The organism is Saccharicrinis sp. GN24d3 (assembly GCF_052400645.1).
In the GTDB taxonomy this organism is placed as follows: domain Bacteria; phylum Bacteroidota; class Bacteroidia; order Bacteroidales; family Marinilabiliaceae; genus Saccharicrinis.
Map to the genome: position 1 here is coordinate 1 of NZ_JBQTGI010000023.1, position 26,986 is coordinate 26,986.

17 protein-coding genes are annotated in these 26,986 nt (G+C 40.2%); 4 read left to right on the plus strand and 13 right to left on the minus strand.

Translation table 11 applies throughout. From position 1 onward, the window contains the following. Nucleotides 1-772 precede the first annotated feature (772 nt). The 4 genes from ACT29I_RS21115 (at nucleotide 773) to ACT29I_RS21130 (ending at nucleotide 6,134) form a co-directional block, all read left to right on the plus strand. Nucleotides 773-1,915 (plus strand): sensor histidine kinase, encoded by a 1,143-nt coding sequence (locus tag ACT29I_RS21115; RefSeq protein WP_430933624.1) that lies wholly within the window; start codon nucleotides 773-775, stop codon nucleotides 1,913-1,915. After that, nucleotides 1,905-2,624, plus strand: coding sequence for a LytR/AlgR family response regulator transcription factor (locus tag ACT29I_RS21120; protein ID WP_430933625.1), 720 nt, complete (start codon nucleotides 1,905-1,907; stop codon nucleotides 2,622-2,624). The genes ACT29I_RS21115 and ACT29I_RS21120 overlap by 11 nt, the downstream gene beginning before the upstream one ends. Nucleotides 2,625-2,781: 157 nt before the next feature. Next, nucleotides 2,782-4,641, plus strand: a complete 1,860-nt coding sequence (locus tag ACT29I_RS21125) for a [Fe-Fe] hydrogenase large subunit C-terminal domain-containing protein (protein WP_430933626.1) — start codon at nucleotides 2,782-2,784, stop codon at nucleotides 4,639-4,641. A 602-nt stretch (nucleotides 4,642-5,243) separates the two neighbouring features. Next, nucleotides 5,244-6,134: a hypothetical protein gene (locus ACT29I_RS21130; RefSeq protein ID WP_444794350.1), complete on the plus strand. Its 891-nt coding sequence runs from the start codon at nucleotides 5,244-5,246 to the stop codon at nucleotides 6,132-6,134. A gap of 80 nt (nucleotides 6,135-6,214) precedes the next feature. Here the strand turns inward: ACT29I_RS21130 and ACT29I_RS21135 are convergent, their stop codons facing one another. The 13 genes from ACT29I_RS21135 to ACT29I_RS21195 all read right to left on the minus strand — a co-directional run bounded on the left by ACT29I_RS21135 (nucleotide 6,215) and on the right by ACT29I_RS21195 (nucleotide 26,964). After that, nucleotides 6,215-7,903 (minus strand): FAD-dependent oxidoreductase, encoded by a 1,689-nt coding sequence (locus ACT29I_RS21135; RefSeq protein ID WP_430933628.1) that lies wholly within the window; start codon nucleotides 7,901-7,903, stop codon nucleotides 6,215-6,217. Between the two features lie 118 nt (nucleotides 7,904-8,021). Continuing rightward, nucleotides 8,022-8,540 carry a cob(I)yrinic acid a,c-diamide adenosyltransferase gene (cobO, locus tag ACT29I_RS21140; RefSeq protein WP_430933629.1) on the minus strand — a complete coding sequence of 173 codons (519 nt, stop codon included), beginning with the start codon at nucleotides 8,538-8,540 and terminating at the stop codon, nucleotides 8,022-8,024. Nucleotides 8,541-8,656: 116 nt separating this feature from the next. Beyond that, nucleotides 8,657-8,857 carry a DUF5320 domain-containing protein gene (locus ACT29I_RS21145; protein WP_430933630.1) on the minus strand — a complete coding sequence of 67 codons (201 nt, stop codon included), beginning with the start codon at nucleotides 8,855-8,857 and terminating at the stop codon, nucleotides 8,657-8,659. A gap of 787 nt (nucleotides 8,858-9,644) precedes the next feature. After that, nucleotides 9,645-11,912, minus strand: coding sequence for a beta-glucosidase BglX (bglX, locus tag ACT29I_RS21150; protein WP_430933631.1), 2,268 nt, complete (start codon nucleotides 11,910-11,912; stop codon nucleotides 9,645-9,647). Nucleotides 11,913-12,167: 255 nt separating this feature from the next. Beyond that, on the minus strand, nucleotides 12,168-14,555 hold the full coding sequence (locus tag ACT29I_RS21155; RefSeq protein ID WP_430933632.1) for a glycoside hydrolase family 3 C-terminal domain-containing protein: 2,388 nt from the start codon (nucleotides 14,553-14,555) through the stop codon (nucleotides 12,168-12,170). A gap of 71 nt (nucleotides 14,556-14,626) precedes the next feature. Beyond that, nucleotides 14,627-16,114, minus strand: coding sequence for a glycoside hydrolase family 30 protein (locus ACT29I_RS21160; RefSeq protein ID WP_444794351.1), 1,488 nt, complete (start codon nucleotides 16,112-16,114; stop codon nucleotides 14,627-14,629). Nucleotides 16,115-16,302: 188 nt separating this feature from the next. Further along, nucleotides 16,303-17,655, minus strand: a complete 1,353-nt coding sequence (locus tag ACT29I_RS21165) for an MFS transporter (RefSeq protein ID WP_430933634.1) — start codon at nucleotides 17,653-17,655, stop codon at nucleotides 16,303-16,305. Nucleotides 17,656-17,725: 70 nt separating this feature from the next. Then, nucleotides 17,726-18,535 carry a glycoside hydrolase family 16 protein gene (locus ACT29I_RS21170; RefSeq protein WP_444794352.1) on the minus strand — a complete coding sequence of 270 codons (810 nt, stop codon included), beginning with the start codon at nucleotides 18,533-18,535 and terminating at the stop codon, nucleotides 17,726-17,728. Between the two features lie 13 nt (nucleotides 18,536-18,548). Next, nucleotides 18,549-19,994, minus strand: coding sequence for an MFS transporter (locus ACT29I_RS21175; RefSeq protein ID WP_430933636.1), 1,446 nt, complete (start codon nucleotides 19,992-19,994; stop codon nucleotides 18,549-18,551). 76 nt (nucleotides 19,995-20,070) lie between these two features. Further along, nucleotides 20,071-21,129 carry a glycosyl hydrolase family 17 protein gene (locus tag ACT29I_RS21180; RefSeq protein WP_444794353.1) on the minus strand — a complete coding sequence of 353 codons (1,059 nt, stop codon included), beginning with the start codon at nucleotides 21,127-21,129 and terminating at the stop codon, nucleotides 20,071-20,073. 290 nt (nucleotides 21,130-21,419) lie between these two features. Beyond that, nucleotides 21,420-22,340, minus strand: coding sequence for a glycoside hydrolase family 17 protein (locus tag ACT29I_RS21185; protein ID WP_430933639.1), 921 nt, complete (start codon nucleotides 22,338-22,340; stop codon nucleotides 21,420-21,422). Nucleotides 22,341-22,483: 143 nt separating this feature from the next. Further along, nucleotides 22,484-23,377, minus strand: a complete 894-nt coding sequence (locus ACT29I_RS21190) for a glycoside hydrolase family 17 protein (RefSeq protein ID WP_430933640.1) — start codon at nucleotides 23,375-23,377, stop codon at nucleotides 22,484-22,486. Between the two features lie 134 nt (nucleotides 23,378-23,511). After that, entirely contained in the window at nucleotides 23,512-26,964 is a 3,453-nt protein-coding gene (locus ACT29I_RS21195; RefSeq protein ID WP_430933641.1) for a hypothetical protein, read from the minus strand. Nucleotides 26,965-26,986: the final 22 nt, after the last annotated feature.

Genomic DNA, 26,986 nt, shown 5'->3' on the forward strand with positions numbered 1-26,986 from the left:
TTTTTGCTTCGCTTTTTCAAATATCTTTTGTATACTTCCTACCGGGTATCGCTCACCTGTCCAAAATTTAGTGAAAGCACTCAAGTCTAAAATTGTTGTAACAAAGCAAAGCTCTTTAAAAAACTTCATTTTCTTGAGGTTTAGCATCGTAGTGCCCAATAAGGTAACCTTTTCAGACTAAAAGCACGCGTTATCGTTAAAATTAACGACCAAAAGATGGTTTATAAGCAAAAACAAACGTGGTGTCGCGTATTCAAAAGCTTTAAAAAACGCAAAAAACCCGATTAAAATACCTGGCAGGTATTAAAGCCGGGTTGTAGTTCAACCTGGAATAATCGCTGGGTCTTGCAGACCGCTCCTATTCCTATTTATTGGCGGTATGTTTATCTTTTCCAAAATACGAATTTGTTATAACATTACATATATTCCTCAACTACCTTTTCATAGATAAAAAGGCCCGGTTTGTTGATTATTATTTCGTTATTCTTAATTTCTTGGTAAAATTGTAATGAGGCCAAAAAAATTGGCGTTATGATAACACAGGTTATTTCGAAGCGTTCAAAAAAATATATAGCATCAACTTTAGGTTGGCTAGTAATGAATGGCTTTTGCGCCAATTCAAAGACAAAAGCTGTATTAAATTTGTAAAATTTGCATATTTCGTGGTTCAACTAAAAATAGTACGACGCATCAATTTCAATTTATTAAACTATAATTAGCTTTACGAACATACATGGCAATGCCCCAGCCACAAAGCAAAACATAAGTACCTATGCAAAGTAACAAACGACATAAACTAATCGAAAATACAATCTATACCACTTTATGGTTGCTTGTTTTATTTGTTATCATTTTTCTATCGCAGAAAAATAATGAAATACAATGGAATAAGGTGCTTCTCGATACAATTACCATTGCACCATTTCTTCTTATGTTTCTGGCTAATAATATGTGGCTGGCTTCCAAATTCTTATTTAAGAAAAAATATTTCTGGTATTTTGGAATAACTGCTGTATTGATAGTCGGAATAAGCCATCCGAAAGTTACCGTTTTTATTCATGAATTATTGTCGACAAATAAGGCTATATCGGTAACGGATACCAATATTCCACTTCCCAGGAATGGCGTTTCACCATTAAACAGACCCCCAAGAAGCACCAACCTTGAACAACTTCGCCCGGGAATGGAGCCACAGGCCAGGGGACAATTTATCCGATATTTGAACAATATTCTGCTTTCTATTTTAGTTATAGGGTTTAATACAGCCATAAAACAGGGCGGCAGGTTAATAAAAGAAGAGCGTTTGCGGCATCAAATAAGCGAGGAGAAACTTCAGGCTGAACTGGCTTTTTTAAAGCACCAGATAAGTCCCCATTTTTTAATGAATACGCTCAACAACATCCATGCTTTGGTTGAAATAGAGCCCAAAGATGCACAAAGCTCTATTGTGAAACTTTCTCATATGTTACGTTATCTTTTATATGAAAAAGAGGACAAAAAAACTTCATTGGCAAAAGAAATAGATTTTATCAAAAGCTATGCGAAACTTATGCAAATGCGGTATACCGAAGAGTTGGATGTGCAACTCAACATTCCTGATAAGATACCGCCCGTTTCCATTCCGCCATTTGTTTTTATGACTATTTTAGAAAATGCCTTTAAACATGGTGCGGCCACCCAAAAGAAATGTTATATCCACTTAAATGTTAGTATCGAGGATAAATGGCTCGTGGTAATGTGTAAAAATTGCAAAAAAACGAACACTTCTTTATCGAAACCCAAAAGCAGTGGTATCGGACTTGAGAACACGCGTAAAAGACTTGACTTATATTACGGTGATAATTACATTTGGGATATTAATGATAATGAAAATACATATACAAGTACTATAAAACTCCCTATTTATGACGATTAAATGTGTTGCTATTGATGATGAGCCTCTCGCCTTAAAGCAGATTTCGAGTTATATCGAACGAACGCCAAACCTGGAATTGGTGGCTTCTCTAAACAATGCTGCTGATGCCTATGAGATACTGGACACAAAAGAGGTTGATCTGATGTTTGTGGACATTAACATGCCGGAGCTAACAGGGATGGATTTTGCCAAATCGTTAAGTCAGGATGTTGGAATTATTTTTACCACCGCCTACAGCGAATATGCCGTGGAAGGATTTAAAGTAGATGCCATTGATTACATATTAAAACCTATTGGTTACGATGGATTTATGTCAGCCGTAAACAAAGCTAAAAAACGCATGGCACAAGAGAAAGGAGCCCCTGAGGAAATAGAAGGCAACAATGATTACCTCTTTATTAAATCGGAATATAAAATTATAAGACTTGAACTTAAAAACATTACTTATATTGAAGGGATGCGGGAATATTTGCGCATCCACCTTACTGATCAAAAACCGGTTATCACGCTCCTCAGCTTTAAAAAACTGATAGAAAAGTTACCGACCGATAGTTTTATGCGTGTTCACCGATCCTATATTGTCAACTTAAAAAAGATAACCACAATTGAACGCATGCGAATTATTTTTGATAACGACGTGCGTATACCTGTAAGCGACCAATACAAAGAAACTTTCCAAAAGTTTGTAGATGAGCACTTTCTTATTTAACAGCTTACTTATCTTATATTTGTGCATTTACCCACAAAATCAAACTTCTTGTCAATGCAAATGTAACCTAATGGTGGATTCTCTGTATATGTAGTTTGTATAATATTCACGGTCAGGATCTAAAAGAAGAGATAGATCCGGACCAAAAACAACCGCCATGCACACAGAGAGCTTATCATTGAGAGAAGTTGTTTACGTAGAAGAAGGAAATTGTGTAAACTGCCATGCGTGCATAACGGCATGTCCGGTTAAATTTTGCAATATCGATATGGGTGATCATATGTCGATAAACGGGGACCTGTGCATTGCATGTGGTAAGTGTATTGATGCATGTACCCATGATGCGCGCAAACCAAAAGATGATTTCGGACAGTTCAGGGATAATCTGTCTCGTGGCGATAAGTTTGTGGCTATAGTAGCTCCGGCCATTGCAGCGAGCTTTCCGGATACTTACAAAGAACTTAACGGTTGGTTAAAAAGCATAGGTGTAAAAGCTATTTTCGACGTGAGTTTTGGAGCCGAACTAACGGTTAAATCCTATCTGGAATATATAAAACAGGGGCCCCAAACGGTTATCGCTCAACCTTGTCCTGCGATTGTATCGTACATAGAGCTTTACAAACCAGAACTTATTCCTCACCTTTCGCCTGCGGACAGCCCCATGTTGCATACCATTAAAATGATCAAGGCGTTCTATCGCGAATACCGCAATCATAAAATATTGGTTGTATCGCCGTGTTTGGCCAAAGCCAGGGAGTTTGCCGATTCCGGGTTAGCTATTCTTAATGTCACCTTTAAATCGTTGGATAAATATCTGAACGAGAAAGAAATTAACTTAAAAACATACCCATCCACCGATTTTGACAACCCGCCGGCAGAGCGGGCGGTATTGTTCTCTTCGCCCGGTGGATTGCTGAGAACCGCAGAACGTGAGGTTCCTGAGATTGTAGAAAAAACCAGGAAAATTGAGGGACAGGATTTGATTTATCCGTATTTAAATACCCTAAGTGCAGATATCAAAAAAGGCATTGCTCCTTTGTTGATCGACTGTTTGAACTGTGAACGGGGTTGTAATGGCGGGACAGGAACCCTAACGCATGATAAAACCTTGGACGAAATAGAGCACCTGGTAGATAACCGAAAAAAAGAAATGGTTGCCGAATATGATAGCCGGAAAGGGAAAAAACGATTGACAAAAAACATTGATAGTTATTGGAAAGAAGGATTATACAATCGCACCTATATCGACCGCAGCGCCAATAACAGTATCGTTGTCCCTAGCGAAAACCAAAAGCGGGAAATCTTTAAAACCATGCGTAAACATTCAGATGCCGATATTTACGACTGTTCGTCTTGCGGATATGGTAGCTGCCAGGATATGGCAACTGCTATTCACAATGGTCTTAACAACAAAGAAAACTGTCACTATTATAAGAGTTCTGTGATATTGGATATTTCTACTTCCGTATCGGAAACAATTATCCAATTGGACGATAAGTTCAAATCTATCAATAACATGCTCGAAATATTCAGCCATCTTAAAAATGAATTCTCTGAACTTGAAGAGGCTTTTGCCCAACAAGCCAAGTTGGTGGACAAGTTTGATGAAATTGCGAAAACGATTCACTCTGTATCTACTCAAACCAACCTGCTGGCGCTTAACGCCTCCATTGAGGCTGCAAGGGCCGGACAAGCTGGCAAAGGCTTTGCGGCAGTTGCCGGGGAAGTTAAAAAGCTGGCGGAAAATACCACCAGCGAAACCACTAAGATTAAAGATAACGCTAACGAGATCAAACAATATTTCGAGGTTACTGAAAACAGACTTACTTCATCTACAGATAAATTCGGCGAGGCTTCGGAATTATTCTTAAAGGTGAGCGGTGCGGTGGACGAGATGAACAGCGCAATACTGGAACTGAATGAAAAAACAAACGCTTTTGCCCAGGGGGAATCCATGCGTGTTAGTAAATCAAATGATTTTAATTTAAACCTAGGTGAAGAACGAAAGTGGGCGTAGTTAAATCCGCAATATGCATTTAAAATCCCAACCGGCAGGGTAACAGGAATAACACATTGAACTGGCATTAAAACATGTCAGTTCGTTATTATAACTCAGCATTATCGAAGTACGCTTTATTACTGCTTTCGTTTATCGCAATAATTGCCATTTTAAGGCTAATGAAGAAGTGTAATGATAATCCAAAAATTGTCATTAAACTTTATACAAAGGCCAATTCGATTAAGAAAATCTAAACATTACCAACACACCACAACATATTCAACCTGTTTATTTATCCAGGCTATCAGATAATCACCCGCCTTTGGCATATTAAATATGCCAGTTCATATAATAAATTCCCAAATCTAATTACACATGTATACTATTGACATTTAAAAGCATTAACTGCAATTTCAAAAATACATGTACAATAAATCAATTTTAACCCGGATTATGCATTAGAACTTCGTCGTGAACATTGAAAGTGCAATAAAACAAGGCTTTACTGAAACGAGGCATAACTTGTCCCGATTACTTTCGGGAGCATCGTTCTGGTGAGTTGAAGTGAAGCAGCGGAGTGTCTTGTTCTGAAACAATTTCAATGTGTAATAGATTTTCTAATGCATATTACGGGTTTAACGCTTTTTGCCATACTTTTTATTACAACAGTGTTTGGGCAAAGCATGGAGAATACAAGCAAATGGCATTCCAAAGAGTTCCAACAGGATGATCAAATTCCTTCGTATAAATATTTATACGACAAAAAAAATGATGTTTTTTATTTATTTACCAACGACAAGAAAAATTTATATGTGCATTTGAAATCGAGCAATAATAATGTACCGAAGCTCATTTTAATGGAAGGGGTAAAAGTAAATTTTAAAACCAAAGTAAAAGGTAAAAAGAAAGTACAAATTGATTACCCCTTAAATATGGAAGAGCGCATGGCGCTAAGCAATGTTCAATTTGCAGCGCAGCCGGGCAGACAAAACGAAGAACAGTCAGATAGCAGATATAGAGGCAACATGGGCGGACCGCCAATGGAAAAAGATTTTAGTGATGCCGAAAAAGAAAAACTCATGAACTCAATCCGTGATATCAAATTAACGTACGGAAACTCAGAAGAGCTTATGGCTGTAGTCAATCCAGATCATATTTCTGGCGATATACATTTTAACAGACAGGGAGAATTGTTTTATAAACTGTCGATTCCTTTTGAACAGCTGGGTATGGATTATCATGCGAAGAAGATGTACATTTCAGTTACCTCGGGAAGAAGTTCAGCTAGTTCGTCATCTCAATCCGGAATGGGTAGAGGCCCTGGTGGAATCAGCGGAGCTATTGGCGGAGGCTCAGGAGGCGGAATGGGTGGTGGTCCAAGAGGCGGCATGGGCGGAGGCCCGGGTGGCAGTGCGGGCGATGGCAGCTCATCGATGCAAGGCCCACCTTCTCAAAAATCAAGTTCGACAATAAGTATCAAGGTCAAGAAACTTAAGTTAGCTAAGAATTAGTGTTTTTCCTTAAAAAAGGTTGACTTAAAATAAAATAATTTAATGAGTCGACCCTTTTTTAAAATTTATACTTCATATGACTATTTCTCTTTGGTAAATGGCCATGCCATTACCCCACCTTCCATCACTTTTACGTTGATATACCCATGCGCTTTCAGCATTACAGCAGCCTCGTACCCACGCAGTGAAATTTTACAATAAGTAATTATTTCTTTTTCTTTGTCTTCAGGGAGTTCGTTTAGGCGCTTTCGCAATACACCCAGTGGAATCAGTGTTTCACCAATTCCCAATCGGGTTTGTTCATATTCGTCTGACCCTCGCACATCCAGAATATACATATCGTCACCAGCTTCTAACTTATCCTTCAAGTCTATTGCCGATATACCTTGAAAAACACCTTTCATTTTATTTTGCATGATATGTGCGGAGGCAATACTGTGGTCTATAGCCAATGAGAATGGGGGCGCATATGGGAAATCGGCATTCACCATATCTTCAACCGTGAGCTTACCAATAATAGCCGTGGCCCAAATTGACAATTGCTTACTCACATCACCGGGCCCCAAACATTGGGCACCCAATATCTTCCCTGTCTCCTTTTCGGCCAGCAGTTTAGTCACCAATAATTTTCCATCCATAAACCCGGGCTTATCCGGACTGGCATTAATGATTTTGACATAATCGAACCCGGCCTCTATGGCCTTGGCTTCCGACAATCCGGTGATACCAATTCCATAATCGAACAGTTTACAGATCCCTGTTTGGATGGTCCCCGGAAAAGTGACCGTGTTGCCGGCAATTACATTTTCGCCAGCTACACGGCCTTCAAGGTTGGCAAGGTCTCCATAGGGAGCTAAAACATTTTTACCTGTAATAATATTTTTAATCTCGCAGCAATCGCCCACTGCATAAATATCCTCATGAGACGTTTGCATATACTTGTCGACGACAATACCGCCCAGCTCCCCAATTTGGATCCCGGCCTCCCTGGCCAGCCCTACGTTAGGTTTCACACCAATAGCAACCACGGCCAGTTCACAAGGGATTTCGGTGCCATTCTGAAGTTTTACTCCGGTCAGCTTACCATTGTTGCCCAGAAATTCTGACACCCCATTTTTGGTTATTACATTGGCTTTCTGTTGCAAATAATTTTCAACCAACTTGGCCATCTTCCAATCCAGAAAAGTCAGCAGCTGAGGCAACAGTTCAATCATGGTGAGTTCAATTCCGGCAAGGTTCAAAGCCTCCAACGTTTCAATACCAATCAATCCACCACCTATTACAACGGCTTTTTTAACTTTTCCCTCATCTCTTATTTTTCGGAGATAATCTGCATCTTGCATCGATTGCAGGGTGGTAATCCCTTCCAGTTTGGTACCTGGAATGGGTGGCATATTGGCTGTAGCTCCTGTAGCAATAATCAGTTTGTCATATTCCTGAGTGCCTTTCGCTCCAGTGTTAACATTCACATACTCCACCTTTTTGTTTTCACTATCTATTTTGGTTACCTCCGTATTAACCTTGGCGGAAATTCCTTTGGCATTCCAATAGAAGGTTGGATCACGAACCACTCCTGTAGGAGTGCAAAGCAACTTGTTTCGATCGTCGAAAAAACCGCCCACAAAATAAGGATAACCACAGGAAGCCATAGATAAATCTTCCCCTTTCTGAAACAGGGTTATCTCTGCAAATTCGTCCATCCTGCGCGCTTTTGCAGCTGCCTTGGGACCCGCTGCAGACCCACCGATAACAATAATTTTTTTATGCATAAAACAATAGGTTTATTAATTGGATAATTTCTTAACGCTTATCCTCGTCTCCTTTTTTAATTCTATAAATTGTTGGCCACAAGTTTTTTCCGTTTTTTCTTCCAAAGCGATAAATATATTAATACTCAATTCCTTCTCGAGCCTCAATACCTTTTTGATAATAATGTTTTACTTCTTTCATTTCGGTGACTAAATCTGCAAGCTCAATAAGTTCCTGAGGGGCTTTGCGGCCGGTAATCACAATTTCTAAATGTTCAGGCTTGTTTTGAACGATGGACAATAGTTCGTCTATTGAAAATAAATTGAAATACATGGCCATGTTAGCCTCGTCGAGAACTACCAAATCATATTTGCCTGACTTAATAATTTCTGCAACTTGGGCCAAACCATGTCTTGCTGCTTCAATATCTTTTTCAGTAGGATCCTTTTCAATAAAACAACACAAACCATACTGCTTAAGCGTAATGGCAGGCAACATTTTTTGTACGATATTCATTTCGGAATAAACGCTCCCTTTGATAAACTGCGCAAAAAACACCTTTTTACCAGCTCCAATAGCTCTAACGGCCAAACCCAAAGCAGCTGTGGTTTTACCCTTTCCGTTCCCCGTATATACCTGAATGTATCCTTTCATCATTACTTTAATTAGAAACTTTGGGATATCTGAAGGCAAAACTCTACAATAATTGATACCAGATAAAAAGAATCGCACATTAGGAATTGCGATTCTTTAGGTTACTTATTTCCAGTGAATCAGGAATTCCCCTTGCCAAATCCCAAAGCTCTTCCCAGGCCTCTTCCGAAACCTCTTCTTCTACCGGCTCCTCTTCCTCCTGATGTTTTTTCGGAATCCGAGGAGTTGTGCTTACTTTGTTCTGATGGATTACATTTACCCATTCCTCTACCTGTCTGCGAACCTTTACCTTCAGGTCCTGTTTTGTCAAATCGTGGCATAACTAATTAATTTACATGTTTAAATAAAAAATTCTTGTCGTAATTCAATTGCTTTGCTCCGATAAAGGTAATGAGAATATTCTCATTTAAAAATTAATATGCATTTATTTTTGATGATTTTCATTATTCTTTGCCGTTTAAATACAGAAAGAATCTCATGGAATTAGATGTACCTGATTATTTGTATCGCTTTTTTGAATTCCATTATCTTACGAAATAATGATATAACGCTATGATCTTTTTATTTAACCCGGATTATGTATTGGAGGTTCGTCATGAGAATGGCAAGTACAATAAAACAAGGCTTTACTGAAACGAGGCATAACTTGTCTCGATTACTTTCGGGAGCATCGTTATGGAGAGTTGAAGTGAAGCAGCGGAGTGTCTTGTTTTGAAACAATTTCAATGTGTAATAGATTTTCTAATGCATATTGCGGGTTAAAAGTAATTTCAATGTGTAATAGAATTTTTAATGCATATTTCGGGTTGAACTGATTTTATATAACTCCAGTGGAGTGCCACGCTATATTCACATCATCAAAACAAGACAGGTTGAAGCAAAAAAAAGAGGGTGTCCAAAAACAAAAAAGGAGTTATAGAAATCTTACAATTTGAAAGTTTGTTCCTCTTTTGTACCCCTAAATCCCCTGAAGGGGACTTTAAGCCTCCCACTTTAGGGGAGGTTGGAGCGGTAAAATGAGAAGTTTACTTATAAATTGTAAGTTTCAATTTTTAGAAATATCATTTTTGGACACCCTCTTTAAATAGTTTTTAGTATTTTATTTTTTTATTTCAGTTCAAAACTTCCTGTTAAGCCTTCTTGCGAGCTGGTACCCACCATCACGTCGAACATACCAGGCTCAACCATAAATTCTCCGTGCCCATTGTAAAACCCAAGTTCATCTTCTGTTAAGGTAAAGTTAATGGTTTTAAATCCATTGGCTTTGAGGCTGATCTTCTCAAATCCTTTTAGTTCTTTAACCGGACGCACCACTGCCGCAGCCCTGTCGCGAATGTATAACTGAACCACTTCTTCGCCTTCCACATCGCTTGTATTGGCAACTTTTACAGATACTTTCACGTTTTTAGGGTCGGAGCTGTCAATATACAGATCGCTGTATTCAAACTCGGAATAACTCAGTCCAAAACCGAAGGGAAAAAGAGGGCTGTTTTTCTCATCAGAATAATGTGACCAAAACACGTTCTTTTCTCTGTTTACAGGGCGACCTGTGTTAAAGTGATTGTAATAAATAGGGCATTGGCCTACACTACGAGGGAACGACATGGGTAATTTACCCGAAGGATTGTACTCGCCAAACAACACATCGGCAATAGCATTTCCGGCTTGCGACCCCAGTTGCCATGCTTCCACAATGGCAGGAACATATTCAGCAGCCCATGGCAACGCCAGCGGACGTCCGTTCGTCAATACCAAAACAACGTTTTTGTTCGCCTTGTAAACCTCTTCCAACAGCTCTTGTTGCACACCGGGCAAGTTGATATTGGTGCGACTACGTGCTTCACCGGAATGAAAACCATGCTCTCCCAATACCATTATGACTACCTGGGAATTTTTAGCCAGTCGCACTGCCTCTTTGAATCCGCTTTTATCGCTTTTATTTATATTCAGCTCCATCACAAAATTTACATCACCAGTAACCACATCGGCTCCTTTGGCATATTTGAAATTGGAGGTGTGCTTTTTCAGTCCTTCCAACACCGACACTGCGGTGCCGTCATCGGAACCGATACGCCAACTTCCCAATGGACTTGTTTTGTCATCTGCCAGGGCACCAATCACGGCAATTTTCTTCTGGTTTTTAGCCAACGGCAGTAAATTATTCTCGTTCTTTAATAATACGATGGACTTGCGAGCCATATCCAATGCTGCCGCCTGGTGATCTTCGTGATACAACAATTCTTTTTCTCTGTCTTCGTCGCAGTATTTATACGGATCATCAAACAGGCCTAATTCATATTTTACCCTTAGTATTCTGCTGGCTGCTTCATCCACAACCGATTCGTCAACCTTACCTTCTTCAACCAACTCCACAAGATAATCTACATAAGCATAGGATTCCATATCCATATCGGAACCCGCGTTGGCGGCATGCATGGCAGCTTCCTTTAAATCGGCAGCAAAGCCATGGTTGACCATCTCGAAACCACTGGCCCAGTCGGAAATCACATAACCTTTAAAACCCCATTTTTCTTTTAAAATATCACGTTGCAAAAACTTGTTACCTGTAGCAGGCACACCGTTTACAATATTAAATGCGTTCATCACTGTTTTAACATCCGCTTCAACCGCTGCCTTAAAGGGTGGAAAAACAATATTGTATAAGGTTGAGGTCCCGATATCTACCGTGTTATATTCTTTTCCTGCTTCCACAAAGCCGTATGCGGCAAAGTGCTTGGCACAGGCTGCCAGCGTGTTATTGGCCGACAAGTCATCACCTTGAAATCCTTTTATACGTGCCACACCAACCTTGGCTCCCAGGTAAGGATCTTCTCCTGCACCTTCCATCACGCGTCCCCAACGGGCATCGCGGTAAATATCGACCATTGGGGCAAAGGTCCAGTTTATTCCGATAGCCGAAGCCTCGATCGCTGCTACACGAGCCGACTTTTCTATGGCTTCCAGGTCCCAACTGGCAGCTTCACCCAATGGAATAGGCGCTAGTGTTTTATGACCATGTATGACATCCAAACCAAAAATCAACGGGATTCCCAGGCGAGTTTCCTCAACAGCTATTTTTTGTAATGCTTTTACTTGCTCAACTCCCCTGACGTTAAGAAATGAGCCCACCATTCCCTTTTTAAGGTGCTCATATTTCTTTTCTGCATTACCTCCGGTTGGTGCCGGGCCGGTAGCATCGTAAAACCCACTGTACTGCACCATCTGCCCCACCTTTTCTTCAATGGTCATTTTAGTTAGAAGGGCTTCAACCTTTTTTCCAATATCATCTTGTTTCATATTTGAACTTCCCTGACTACATGCATTAAGCACAAGAATAGCCAAAACTGCGATAATTGATAAGTTTGTGTTTTTCATATACTGTATAAATTTTACTTTCATTTGTCAAATAGCCTTACAAAATGCTGCGCAACCACCTTTCCCGAACTAGTTTTAGGTAGGTCAACCAGGCCCTGGCCGGAAGCTCGCCCGTCAATCATCTTCGAATTAAATTCGAACTCACCTAATCAAAAATTATATATTATTGCTTACGGTTCGTTTCATGATTACTATCCGATAATTTTCTACCGCAATATACCGCTTTATGACTTTCGGACGCAATCTTAAACCACATCAAAAACTCACATTTTCTACTTCCTTAAAGGTAATCTTTTCCGGCGTGTAGGTTAATTTATTGCATTTTTCAACAATCTCTTTTACTTGCTGATGTCTTACTTCGCCGCTGGTTATGTACGGCAACTTAATTATAGGATGCTCCAAAAAGAATCCCGGAATATTAGCTTCGTCCACTGATTTTCCTTCTGGCACCCATCCCCCAATCCATTCCGGCATATATTCTTTAATGAACTTGCGGGTTTGTTTGTTTTCCCATAGCTCCTTTACAAAAGTATATTCATCCACCATCATCGGTAATCTTTGCGTGGATTTTAAGTGAATCGTTTCCGTTTTGCGGATATCTCTTGAAGAAGCGGCCGCTGAAATAACAAACGCACCACTTTCCGCCACCCAGGTGTCTCTTTTAGCATCATAATACGAGAAATCGCGACCGCTTAATTCAAAAACAACCTTTTTTGATTCTCCGGGAGCTAATTCAACTTTGGCAAACTTTTTCAGTTCCTTCTCCGGACGTTGTAATGTGCATTCCGTATCTGACACGTACAGCTGAACTATTTCTTTACCCACTATGCTTCCTGTATTTTTTACAGTTACCGTGATCTCCAGAACATCCTTATCCGTAATATTTTTAGAAGATACTTTTATATCGGTATATTCAAATTTGGTATAGGATAAGCCATGACCGAACGGAAAAAGCGGTTCAATCTTCTTTTTATCGTAATAACGATAACCTACAAATATACGCTCGCCATAGAGCACGTCTCCCTGCTCGCCCGGAAAGTTTAAAAATGCAGGGGTATCTTCTAATCGAACGGGAAATGTTTCCGCCAGCTTACCGGAAGGGTTTACCTTTCCGAACAAAACATCAGCTACACCGCCGGCTCCTGCTTGTCCTCCCAGCCAGGCTTCTAACACAGCTTCCACATCCTTAACCCAAGGCATGGCAACCGCACTTCCGTTGGTTAAAACAACAACCGTATTCTCCTGGACTTCTGCGATTTCAGCAATCAACCGATTGTGAGATATCGGCATATCGATATGCTTACGATCAATTCCTTCCGACTCGTAGGACAATGGCAAACCTGCGAATATTAAAGCGATATCAGCCTCCTTTGCCACTTTAACCGCTTTTTCAATGAAGCTTACATCATTGTCATCTTTTAAAGTATAGCCTTGTGCATAAGTAATCTTCACCCCTTCACCATACTCCTTTTCAATAATATCATAAATATTATCCAATTGCGTCGGCTTAACTTCTGAACTTCCATTCCCTTGATAACGAGGATTTTTAGCAAATTCGCCTATAATAGCTACCTTTTTATATTTTGTACTGCTAATTGGCAATACCTGCTTCTCATTTTTTAATAAAGTGGCCGCTTCTGAAGCAACCTTTCTTGCAAAAGCATGATGCTCCTTAACTTTTTGATCTGCCCCTTGTTTTTTCAGTGCATCGGCTTTTAATACTATCTTTAAAATATCCCGTACAATATTATCCAAAACAGCTTCTTCCAGCTGACCATTTTTCACCGCCTCCAGCAATATGTTGTCATTTACATCGCTTACATGTGGCATTTCTATGTGCATGCCCGCATGCAATGCTTTAACCCTGTCAACAATAGCGAACCAATCAGAAATTACGATTCCTTCAAACCCCCAGTCTTTTTTAAGTATGTCGGTTAAAAGATATGGACTCTGTGTACCATACTCCCCCTGAACCCTGTTATAGCAAGCCATTACTGTCCATGGCTGCGCTTTTTTAATAGCCATCTCGAATGGTGTCAGGTAAATTTCGTGCAGCGTTCGCATATCTACATTCGAGTTCATAAACATACGCATGGTTTCTACGTTATTGGCCACAAAGTGCTTTAAGGAAGTTCCCACGCCCTGGCTTTGGACACCGTTTATGTATGCAGCTCCCATCTCGCCTGAAAGCACTGGATCTTCGGTAAAATACTCAAAGTTCCTTCCTCCTAATACCGAACGCTTAATATTCACTCCGGGACCCAGAAGAACATTGACATCCAAAGCCTGACATTCTTCGCCCAATGCTTGCCCAACTTTGTAAATTAAATCAACATCCCATGTTGCAGATAAAGCTGAAGCGGTAGGAAAACAAGTTGCGGGTAGCTGGTCGCCATAACCTGCCTTATTGGTGGCCGGTGCACGTCTTAACCCGTGCGGACCATCGGACATCCAGATCCAGGGAATATTCAACCTTTGGATAGATTGTGTACTCCAATCGTCCCTGCCCGAACAGAGCAATACCTTTTCTTCCAAACTAAGTTGAGATACAAGCTCATCTACTTTTTTTTGAATATCATTACCTTGAGCTTTCATAAGTATTGCAATGAATAGAAATGTAGATACTAATAAAATTCGTTTCATGAGATTACCATTTTTTTTTTAACACCACATGTAATTCGCCAAATTTGATCATACACAAATAAAAATCTGTACTATTCAGATATGATAACCGTTTGGATGGCCTTAGCACTTATACGAATATCCTTTGTGCTTTCTCCCAGGGAAAGCTTAATGCTTTTTGCCTGTTGTTCCATGTTCAAAATAACAACAGCCACCGAACCATCAGTATTCTTTGCTGCTGTAACCATCAAGTCGTCATCCGAATTATTAAAACCTATACGGACTGCCCCCGGCCGGATATATTTACTGAAATGAGCCATGGTATGATACAAAGGTGTAAAGTATACTTCATCTTTATCCGGATCCACTATCACAGGTGCCACGCACCAATTTTTAAACCAGTTGGGTCCGCCTTGCCTGTTCAGTACCATATTCCAGTCAATCCATCCGTCAACCCAATTATTCAAACTACCTATTATATTTCTGGCATAACGGTACACAGGCACATACTTAGGATGTAAATACTTTTGATCATCTGGTGCCCAATCCCAGCCCCAGTCTGTAGCCTCTTTCGCCCAGTACCACGCATCATCTTGCCAATGCGGCACTTCTGCATCCACACAAGCCTCTGAATTAATGATGGATTTTTCAGGAGCCATTTCATGTGTAAAATTTAATGACTCAGGGAACCAATCGTAAGTACTAGCATACCAATGAATGGCCATACCATCAAAATATTTAGATGACTCTTCATCTTTATACATTACCCTGGCCCACTCTTCCAGTTCCTCTCCCCTATTCTGGTCATAGCCAAATATCTTAACATCCGGATGCGTTTTTTCCAATTGCGGCCCCATATGATTCTTTACAAAATCGACCATCTCTTCTGCCGAAAAGTGCATGCTCTCCCAGTTATTATTGTTACCCAAAGGCTCATTTTCAACCGTTAATCCCCAAATATCAATTCCTTCCGCTTTGTATGCATCAATATATTTTGAAAAAAACAAAGCCCATGTATCATAATATTCCGGCAGTAATTTTCCACCTCTCCAGTCCTTGTTATCCTTCATCCAAGGAGAAGCCGTCCAAGGAGAAGCCATAATTTTAAATCCATCTTTTGATATGGCTTGCGCCTCTTTAATCATCGGGATAATATCGTCACGGTCTTCATCTATCGAGAAATGTTTTAACTCCTTATCACCTTCAACGGGAGCATAGGAATAGTTGCTTACCGAGAAATCGCAAGAATTGATATGTGTTCTGGTTAATGAATAAGCAGCGCCTTCAGGACCAAAATAAGCGCTTAGTATCTTTTCCCTGTTTTCTTTGCTGAGTTGATTTAACAAATAAGCCGAAGCTTCTGTAAAAGATCCACCAAAACCGGTGATCGTCTGGAATTTTTCTTCTGGATGAAGCATAACTTCCGCAGGGTTTTCAACATTTTTAAATTCAGTTACCTTTTCCAGTTTATGTCCATCTGCAGAAGTTTCGTATACATCAAAATTTAATGATGATTTTGAATTACAGCTCATAAGGATGATAATACTAATGATTGCTGTGATGAAAGTGGTCGTTTTCATGGTTTCTATATTTCAATTTGTAATGGTTCCGACGCAAAACCTAATTTCATAAAACAATTACGTTTGTGTTGCGTTGGTATGGTATTTTTATATACTTAGGGCGATACCCTGGACCAGGTTCTATAACCTTTTCAGGGTATTCTTGCCATCTCAGGCCTTCATTTCCCTTGTTACTTTCTCCCTCTTGCTCATTCTTCCGCTCTTCTTGCTTCCAGATCATTTTGCATGACCAGTGACGTTTTGTGATCGATGCTATAGAAGAAAAGCAGTATGGAACATGACATATACAGTATGCCGGGGAAAACGGAAATCATCATTTTAATACCGGTAATAGCTGATTCTGTTTGCTCAACATTTGGTTCAAATTTATATAGGGCCAACAACCATCCCGCCAAAGCTCCTCCTATTCCCCATCCTGCCTTTTGGGCGAATGTAGCAGCCGAGAAAACCAACCCCGTTGCACGACGACCTGTTTTCCATTCTGAATAATCAGCTGTATCTCCCAACATTGTCCACAACAAAGGTACAGCAGGAGCATATGCCATTTTAGCTAAAATATTGAAGCCATATATCATATAAGTATTTTCCGGACCTGGTAAGTATAGCAATATGAAAAAGAGACCTGAAAGAAGGGAACTGGCCAAAAATACGTTTCTGTTTCCAAACTTTTTTGCCAGTGGTTTTGATATAGGTATCGTGAGAATTAAGGCTATGGTACCAATAACGTTGAATAGTTGCACGTTTTCAGCATTACCGATATAATACTTAAAATAATAGGCTACCGCCAGGTTTTGCATGGCAAACATCACAAAGGAAATAATGCCTACAAAAAACAAGATGACCCAAGGTCGGTTTTTGAAGAGGTTTTTAAGATCTGCTTTTAAATCTACTTTCTGTTCTTTTGGTGGCTGTACCCTCTCTTTGGTTGACTTAAAGGTAATGACAAATAATATCAAGCTGATAAGCGCGAACAATGTAAGTGTATATTGATAACCTTTTGCACTGTCGCCTCCTCCAAAATAGTTGGCCAATGTCAAGGCCGTTCCCGAAACGATCAATTGCCCCACAAATGCGAAAATAAACCGATAGGAATTCAATCCAGCTCTTTCAGTGCTATCTGCCGTCATCACTGCCCCAAGAGAGGAATAAGGAAGATTGATTGCAGTAAAAACGGTCATTAACAACAAATAGGTGACTGCGGCATAAATCACTTTACCCGTTTCACCAAAATCAGGCGTGGTAAATGTCAACACTGCCAAAACACTGTAAGGCAAAGCCATCCATAAAATATATGGTCGGAATTTTCCCCACCGGGTGTTGGTCCTATCGGCAATAATACCCATTATCGGGTCGTTCAGGAAATCCCACGAGCGGGCGATAAGCATGATGGTACCGGCTGCGGCTGCCGAAATCCCAAAGGTATCCGTGTAAAAGATTAGAATCCAGAACCCTACCATATCCCATACAAAATGAGAAGCAGTATCGCCCAGACTATAACCGATTTTTTCTTTGATGGATAATTTCGCTGTTATTTTGTTCATTGTTTATTATTTTACTCGCCGTTTGACTTTTGACAGATTGAGAATAGTCACACGGTGAGTTTATTACATTTCACTTCTTCTGATAAATCCTTACATAATCCACTTCCATGGTTTGGGGAAAGGCAAGGCTGTCTATTCCTTCAACGCTTCCCCATGCGCCTCCTACTGCCACATTCAAAATCAAATAAAATGGTTTATCATAAGGCCATTTGTCTACTCCCAGTCCCTCATTTCGATAGGTGAAATAAAGGTTATCATCCACATAGGCCTTCATCACCTCCGGTGTCCATTCAAGAATGTAAGAATGAAACTCTTCATTGACACCTTCTATTTTTACCGTAGCAGTTTTTTGTGTCTGCTTTTGCCATTGGTAATCCTTGGAATGTGCCGAGGCATGGATTACGCCCAAATCGTGCCCTACATGTTCCATGATATCAATCTCACCTATATTGGGCCAATCACCATCATCAAAGGTCCAGCCGCCAGGCATCATCCATATGGCCGACCAGGTTCCTCTGGCATCCGGTAATTTGGCACGCACTTCCACCTTACCATATTGCCAATCTGCTGTGGAGATTAATCGGGCTGAAGTGAAGTTTTTATCCTGATATGGTTCGTGAATGGCCGTGATATTCAGAATGCCATTCTCCACCCAGGCATTCTCCTTTCGTTCCCTGGTGTAGAATTGTTCTTCGTTGTTACCCCAACCATGTGGGTTGCCCTCCTGGTCGTAATCCCAAAGGGTTGAATCGGGTAAACCTGTATATTCAAATTCATCCTCCCAAACCAGCTTATATTCGTTTTTAGACGTGCAAGCTGGTAATATAGACATGCCAACAAAAAATAAAGCTATCCATGTCATTTTTTTTAACTGTCTCATAATATATTTATAATTATTTTTCTCCCTGATGATGCACTTTACCACGACGGGCAATTAAGGCTTCTCTTATTTCGTTGGCTTTTTCTTCGGTAACATCGTACTTACGCATTACCACAATGGCTATAATACCTGTAAATATAGGTATGATGATATCTGCCAATCGAAGATTAGTCATTGTTTCTATTGTTTGTACTTCTACATCCTGGTTGAACCCTACATACTGCAATACAATACCACTGGTTAATAACGCAAGTGCAGTACCCAATTTTACCATCCACCAATATACGGCACCAAACATGGCTTCGCGACGCTCTCCGTTGTTTAATTCGTCCAAATCACAAACATCTGCCGTCATGGACATCATTAATGTAAATAATCCACCTATACCAAAAGACAAGAATGGAATAGGCATAAACATTAACCAAGGATTATCTGGTGTATATCCCCACCATTTAAGAGCGTATCCAATAATAGAAAGGAGCGTTGCAATAATAAAAGCATTCTTCTTTCCAACCTTTTCCGATATCTTTGTAACAATGGGAATAACTAAAAATGCGGTAGCCATAGCACTGATAGTTCCGAACCATGCCGGCCAGGATCCTGCTGCTGACTTATCACCATTAAAAAGATAATACACAATAATAAACATGGCAAACTGTGCAATAGTTTGGAAACCATTAAATATTAAAAACGTTGAAGTACAAAGCTTTACAAAGGGCTTGTTTTGTAAAGTTAATTTAATACCCTTTAAAAATTCTTTTACATTATTGGCCATTTCAGCTCTGGAAAGATTTTTAATCTTATCCTGTTCTGGCACAATTAATTCTTTGTTAAACAAAGCAGGCATTATCCCCAAAATCATACATACTCCCCCTACCCAAACCGACATAATACGTGCTCCTTCGGGTGCTGTTTCAAAGATAGACTCATTATAGATAATTACCCAAAACCAAGGGGCTACCATCCATGCAATTTGTCCCATAAATTGAGACACAGCCATTAATCTTGTTCTTTCGTTATAATCAGGTGTCATTTCGTACCCCAAACCAATTAATGGAGTAGCAAAAATGGTATAACCGATATAGAAAAAAATGGAAACAATTAAAAAGTAAAAAAAGTTATAAAGCTCAGAATTTTGCGGATTTAATTGCCACATAATCATAAACGACACTCCTGAAATTACACTACCTAATAGAATATATGGTTTTCTGCGACCCCATTTCGATTTAGTGTTGTCAGATATAAAACCCATAATTGGATCAGTTAAGGCATCCAACAAGCGCGGTAATGCCCCGAGTATTCCTGCAAGAATCGGTGACATACCCAACGACATGACCAAAACAACCATAAACACACCTAAAGCAGCCGGAAATAACTGGTTGGCTAGGTGTCCTGAACCAAACGCCATTTTTTGTCCGAAGGGGACTTTGTCTTCCTTCACTGTTTTAATATGTGTCATATTTTGTAGATTTTAGATTTCATTTTTGTAGATGTTTATTCATATACCACCCGATTATACGGGTAGTTGTATTCTTTTATAGTTCAGGATAAATCCCCTTCATTACTTTTTTAGGTTTGCGATCTACGGTAAATATTCCCCAATGTTTTTCGGCCCCAAGTGAATTATCTGGATTACCTTTCCAGTCCTCATCAAAGGCCTCAAAAAAGAAGGTGGTGATATTGTTTTCCTTTGACCATTCCATTATCCAGTTATAGTATTGTTTCTGTTTTTCCTCACTGGCCCTTTCTCCAAATTCTGAGGCTACCGATGCCCAACCTGCTTCTGTAATTACTATTTTACTACCAGGCAATGCGCTTTGCACTTCTTTAACATTAGCCACCGTATATACTATTCCCTCATCCATATCTTTTCCCTCCCAAACCGGGTAAACATGAATCGAAACAAAATCCACCACGTTGGCCAGCTCAGTTCCATGATCGGCCCACCACTTATAGTTATCAGCAACGGTTACAGGTTGAGATATCTGGCTTTTTACATGATTTACATAGGAAATGATAGTATCTGGTGAAACTTTGTGGTCGTTCCAATCCACCAAACACTCGTTACCCACGTTTACAGCACAAATAATTTCCGGGTATGCGTTTGCCAGCTTAATGCCATTGGCAATTTCCGTCAAATTTTTCTTCTTATTCTGATCTAACTCATCCTGAGGTATGGGTTCTGAAAGCCATTCGCAAGTTTCGTGCGCACTTAGTTCCGCATCGAGCCAAATACCTAATAAAACTTTAATATCGATCTTGTTTTCTTTGATGACCTTCAACACCATTTGGGTATTCACTCCGCTATCGTAAAGTCGGATCAACTGGTACATATTGTTTTTTGACAGGATATGAAGGTCCTCCAGTATTTCATCGTATGACGGATTAACGGCTCCGTTGCCTCTATCAGGGTGTTGACCGCTTCGGAATCCGGAATAACAGATGGCGGCGGACAAACCGGACAATAGGGCCGATTTTGGTTGTATCATTTCAATTTCATTCTCCAGCTCCACTGATGACACCTTTTTTTGCTTAGGTGATTGACATCCTGCCAAGACAAAAAGGATTAGTGTTATTTTCCAGAGTGATTTCATATCCTATAGTTTATTTTTCCATCCTTGTATCCCGACGCAAAGTTTGTTTACACATTTCTCAACAACGTGATGCGTCGGTTTAATTTTTTTATTTTACCCAGAGCATCGCCCTGGGCTTTTACCATATCCCCCCTTCAGGGCTTGATTTACATTTCGTAATCGCACTCCAGACAAACTGTGGGTTATTAACCTCACCTCCCGTAGTAAATTCGGGACTACCTGTTCCGTGCTTGTCTCGGAAGGCGCTTTGGGGCTTTATTCCTCTCTCCGCTCTCCGTTCTACCTGTTACTTAAAACAAATGCTGCATCACTTTTTTGGGTTTTCTATCCACGGTAAACAAGCCCCAGTGTTTCTCAGGTTCGTTGGCGTCCGGTGATCCTTTCCAAGGTTCATCGAAAGCCTCAAAAACAAAAGTCAAAATCCCCTCTGCATTACACCAATTCATTAGATCATTATAATAAATTTGTTGCAAATCCTGACTGACATTTTCCGGGTCAATACCTCTACCGTTTGAGTTAGTTGCCCAACCCGCTTCTGTGATTACCACAGGTTTATGCGGATATCTATCTGCGATTCCATAATAATTCTGTTTCGTATATTCCAGTGATTCATGGATATGTTTGTATTCCCAAACGGGATAGGTGTGGATAGAGATAAAATCCACCTCTTCTACTAATTTCTTTAGCTTATCTTTCCAGGGCACATAATTTTCGCAGAATGTCACCGGTTGTTTGGCTTCTTTTTTCACCATTCTTACATATTCAATCACGCTATCAACCGGAACATAATGATCCGTCCAATGTACCGTGGCTTCATTACCTACGGAAAGCGAAAAAATAATGTCGGGGTATTTGTTAGCCAGCTTAATCATTTTTTGGATTTGCAACTGGTTCATTTCTTTGTTTGAAACCAGTTCATCCTCCGTGTAAGATCCTCCCCAAGGGCAACCGAAGTTGTTCATCTCGGCACCTATATAAGCACCCAACATCACCTTAAAATCCAGGTTTTCGTTCTTGATGGCTTCCAACACCAGGTCGGTTTGCTTATCGCAATCATACAACCTCAGGTATTTCCAGTGACCTTGCAAAATCAGGAGATCTTCTTTGATTTGATCATACGACGGATATATGTCTCCCGGTGCTTGTCCTTCGCGGAAACCAGAGTAACAAATAGCCCTACCCGGCTCTATATTTAGTTCTTTAATTTTCATACTTAATTTTAGTATCCCCGAAGTTGACTAAATTAGAGGCTTCGGGATCTCATTTTGTTCAACAAGATTCAAGTATCAAGACACATGATTTTTATTTACACAACATATCAAATCTTGATACTTGCGACCTGATACTTATCTAATTATGCTTCTATATATTTCAGCTTCTCGTCTTTGTCCCAGATACCCCAATAGGCTCCCACATCACCTTCCGAAGATGTTTTCCAGGCTTCGTCGAAGGATGAGAAATAGAACATTTCGATACCTTCTTGTTTTGACCATTGTTGAGCATTGATAAAGTATTTCAAGGCATTTTCGATTGAGGCTTCTGCACCATAAAAGCCGCCCCCAGCATTGGGCCAACCTGTTTCCGTAATAATTACCTTTTTACCTTTAGCGGCCATCAAAGCCCTTCGGTACATATCCTTCATGTACAAAAAAGAATCATCCAGCGAACACCCCTCCCAAAATGGGTAGCAGTTAGCCAATATTACATCACAGGCATCTGCTACCGTTTGACGGTTGCAAAACTCATAGTAAGCATCCACGTAGCCCACAGGAATGTCCGGCAGTTCATCTTTTACCCGCTTGATAAAATTAAGTAACTCTTCCTCCGTTAAATCTTCCCTATATAAAACTTCGTTACCAACAGCCACAATATCAGCATTACCTTCCTTGGCCACTTTAATCACATTGGTGATTTCCTGCTCGTTGATTTCAGCATCGGTACCTAACCAGGCACCCACCAATGTTTTCATACCTTTTTGTTTGGCTATAGCAGGAATCAGTTCATTGCCCTCGGTGCATGAAAAGGTTCTTACCCATTGGGCATAAGGTTTCATAATATCCAGCCTGCGCACTATTTGTTCACGGCTTAACTGATCTCCGGGCTTTTGCCCTTCAACATAAGGACTCATGCACAAACCATGCATTCCCTGGTTGAGTGTTTTTTGATACAACGACAGTAAATCACCGTATTTCTTTCCTGAAAAATTCACCCCATAAAGTGAGAGTAACTGTTCTTTTCTTGCTGACATGGTTATAGTACTAACTTGTTTTGTTCAATTTCCGAGGCAAAGCCTGTTTGAATCCATCAAATTCAAGTGCTGAGTCGGTTTGCTATTGCTTTTTATACCCGGGGTTAAATCCCCGGGCTAATATTTATCACTTCCTAAATTAATTCTACCTCTATCTTCACAACGTCCCCTTGTCGGTTAAATATCTTTTCACTGGTTTCTTTATCCAGTGTATATTCCGATATTAGTTTTGACTCCCCATTAGCAAATGTTATTAACACTTGCTCATTTTTGCCGGAATAATAAACCACAGGAACTTTGCAGAAGGTAAATGCCAACTGACCCTTATTCAATTTAATTTGCTTCTTATTACCTTCTAAATCATAATAATTAAACAACTCTTCCCCCGTTAGAATATCATTCTTATTTAATAAGCTGGTATTAAATATGATCTCCCCTGATTTAACCTGAACGCCCAGCTCTGCAATACGACTAATCACATCTTCTTTTACCTGCCCCGTCATACCAGGTTGCTTTGCTCCTGCTCCACCCGGAGAATGCGAATATGCATCAGTTGGGAAAGCGCCATAAAGTGCCGGTGATTTATAAATACCTATTCCTGCCTTAATCTCGTAATAATGGTCCATTATGCGACCTAAAATGCCGGCGTCCGCACCTTCTTCGAGGGCATTGAAATAACTTTCCTGAGTGGCAAGCAATAACTTGGATACCATGTGCCAGTAGATACTCCCTAATCCTTCATATCCGTAAAAGGTCCCCGAGCGGCCCGTAAACGACTGATGATCGAACATCTCTTCGTAAATATTCAGTACAGCATCTTTTTCTTCCTCCAGTAATTTTTTGTACGAAGTGTTTTCCAGGCTATTTAAGGCTTCTTCCAGGACATCCGCATTTCTAAATGCTCCGTTAAAGTGACAAACGCCATTTTTATCGGCACTTATAATAGATGCATTATGATCCGCAAGTATTTGCGACAACAACTTAGATTCCTTCACCTTGTCAGCGGGGATATTGTTTTTATCCTCAAAGCGAGGCAACTGCCTGTCCGGATATAAGATATAGCTGTATTGATCTTCGCGGAATAGCGCACTTGCTTTTAAGGCATCCAATACATCCAGACTCTCCTGTGCGCTAAAACAACCGGCACTTAAAGCTGCCACTTGCCCTTCCAACATCTCGTACAGGTAACGCACCGAAACCGTATTTTTGCCAAATGAAATTAAGTTGTATGCGTGATAAAGACCATCCTCTCGTTTGTTTACCTTGATGGACTGATCCATGTATGCCAGAGCAAGATCAGTGAATTCCAGTAATTGGCCAGCCTTAATTGTTTTTTTAACACCCGAGAATGAATCTGCATAAATACTGTTGCGATATTTTTCTCCGGCCCTACCTAAAACATCGGCAAAGTACCTTCTTTCCCCATCGGAGAATCCTTTTTGGGCAAGCGCCTTTTTATCTGCAAAAAGAGAAAAGATGCTATCCATTAATTCTTTCACCTCTTCCGAAACACTCACTTCCTTGATGCTTGTAGAACTAAATTTATCCGACCAAAACTTTAAGAATCTGCGCAAGTAATATAAGGTAACCATGGAAACCCCGTTACCTACCAAAGCGTTGTTGGCATCGTTCCATTCGGGACGTTGGGTGTTTAACCAGATACCTGCTTCCGGGATAAAGTTGCTCAGCTTGGAAAGCATCGTCACTAATATCTTCTCGGTTAAGTTAACACGATACAGATCACCTTCCGCATTTGAAATCATTCGGGCATCTGCTCCAATTTCTTTAACTTTTGCTTTTATCCGCTCGTTTAACGCGGCATCAAAAGCAATAGTATCTTGCGGATTAGCTACAATCTGATCATACGGCTTTATACGGTATGGTACATTTGCATATACAAACATATCGCTGGTTAACAAACTATCCAACTTACCAGGATGATAAGCATTGGACTGCTCCAAAAACTTTTGAAGGTAAATTATTTGGTGGTCGCCCCAATAACCAATGTACGCCCAAGGGTCTTCCGGATCCGGACATTCCCAATCGATACCTTCGCGCGTAATACGATAAGGGTTGTAACCGTCGGCTGTGGATGCGTTCACGAACTTAGTGATCATTCCCTCAACAAATTCGGGATACGAAACAGCTAAAGCTTCCCAGTTTTGGAAGATATCGCGCCAGTTTCCCTGATAGTTTAATTTTGGTGTGCCATCTTCATTTTTAGTCTCAATGGAAAATTGATTCCAGGGACGACTCGGGTCACCATGTCTTCTGCTAAATGTCAATGGCAGGTATTCATTGGCAATTCGCAACAAATCAACATCTTCGCTTTCCAAAGCCCAGGCACAAAGTTCCGGGTACGTCATCTGTTTTGGAAGAGAATCGATACCGTCCTTAACCTTATTATAAACTAGCTTGTTAGTTTGCCCAACATATAGTTTAAAATCGACAATATCTACCGTGTAATTGTTGTTAAATATACCGCCGCGCATTACATTAAACAAAGTGTTCGAGAAATGGCGGGTTGATGACAATACATCATTACCTAATTGCACACCGTCCGAATCGGCCACAATCCTGATCAGGTTTTCAGTACCCAAATTAATATCCGCTTCTATGGCTTTTGCGATATCATTCTCGTTTTTGATGAACGATTTCAAATTAGCGACAGCTACCGCATCCTGGTTGATCTCTGCCACCAGCATCCACTCTTTTGATGCAGAAGGTGCCAATTCCAATTCCGCATTTACATAATACGATCCTCGTGATGCCCTGATATCCACTTCGGTTTGAACCTGTTGTCCCCTTTTAAATCCGTCAACCTGTTTTTCTGACAAAAGAACATTGCAGCTGTCCAAACCTGAAGACCAAACAGTAGTCGTTTTTAAAGATTCGCTTGGCTCGGCCCTATCCACGGGAATGGAGCTAAGCATAAACATGCCCAGTTTGGTATCCTCTGCCAGTTCGTTCTTCTTATAAGCATCCAGCAAATTGCTGTAAGCATTTTGGAAATCGTAATCTATACCATATGGCAGGATATTTTTTATGCCATCCAAAATTTCAAATCGTACCGCCTTAGGGCTTATATTTGAAACAAATGATTTTCGTACGAATCCAAATTTTTCGGTATAGCACCAAGCATATCGAAAACAAAGTCCCAATTCGTGATTCACTTCTTCGAACAGGATTTTGTTTCCATATAAATTTTTGTATAAATTTCTTTCTGTTTTATACAGAGCACCAAGTTCCTTAGAAAAAGGTTCCCACAAATAATTTTTGTCCTCTTTTTCTACCAAAACATAAGTTCCACTTCCTGTTTTACCTTGATAATCATGTATCTTATCAACCGTATAATAAGGAAAAAGTGCATTATCCCTGTCTTTTCGTCCTGCCGACAAAGAACCATTACTCGATATGAACATCCAGTGATCCGAATCACTTACAATGCTCATAAAAAAGTCCGGCATTTGATCGTAGTTTCCAATTTTATAGAACTTCTCGTTATTAAGCTCTACAAATTTTCCTTCAACTTCAGCTCCCCCGTATTTCAGATTTGTATTCCCTAAATAAATACTGTTCTTCTTCATTATATTAACTATATTAGTTTTG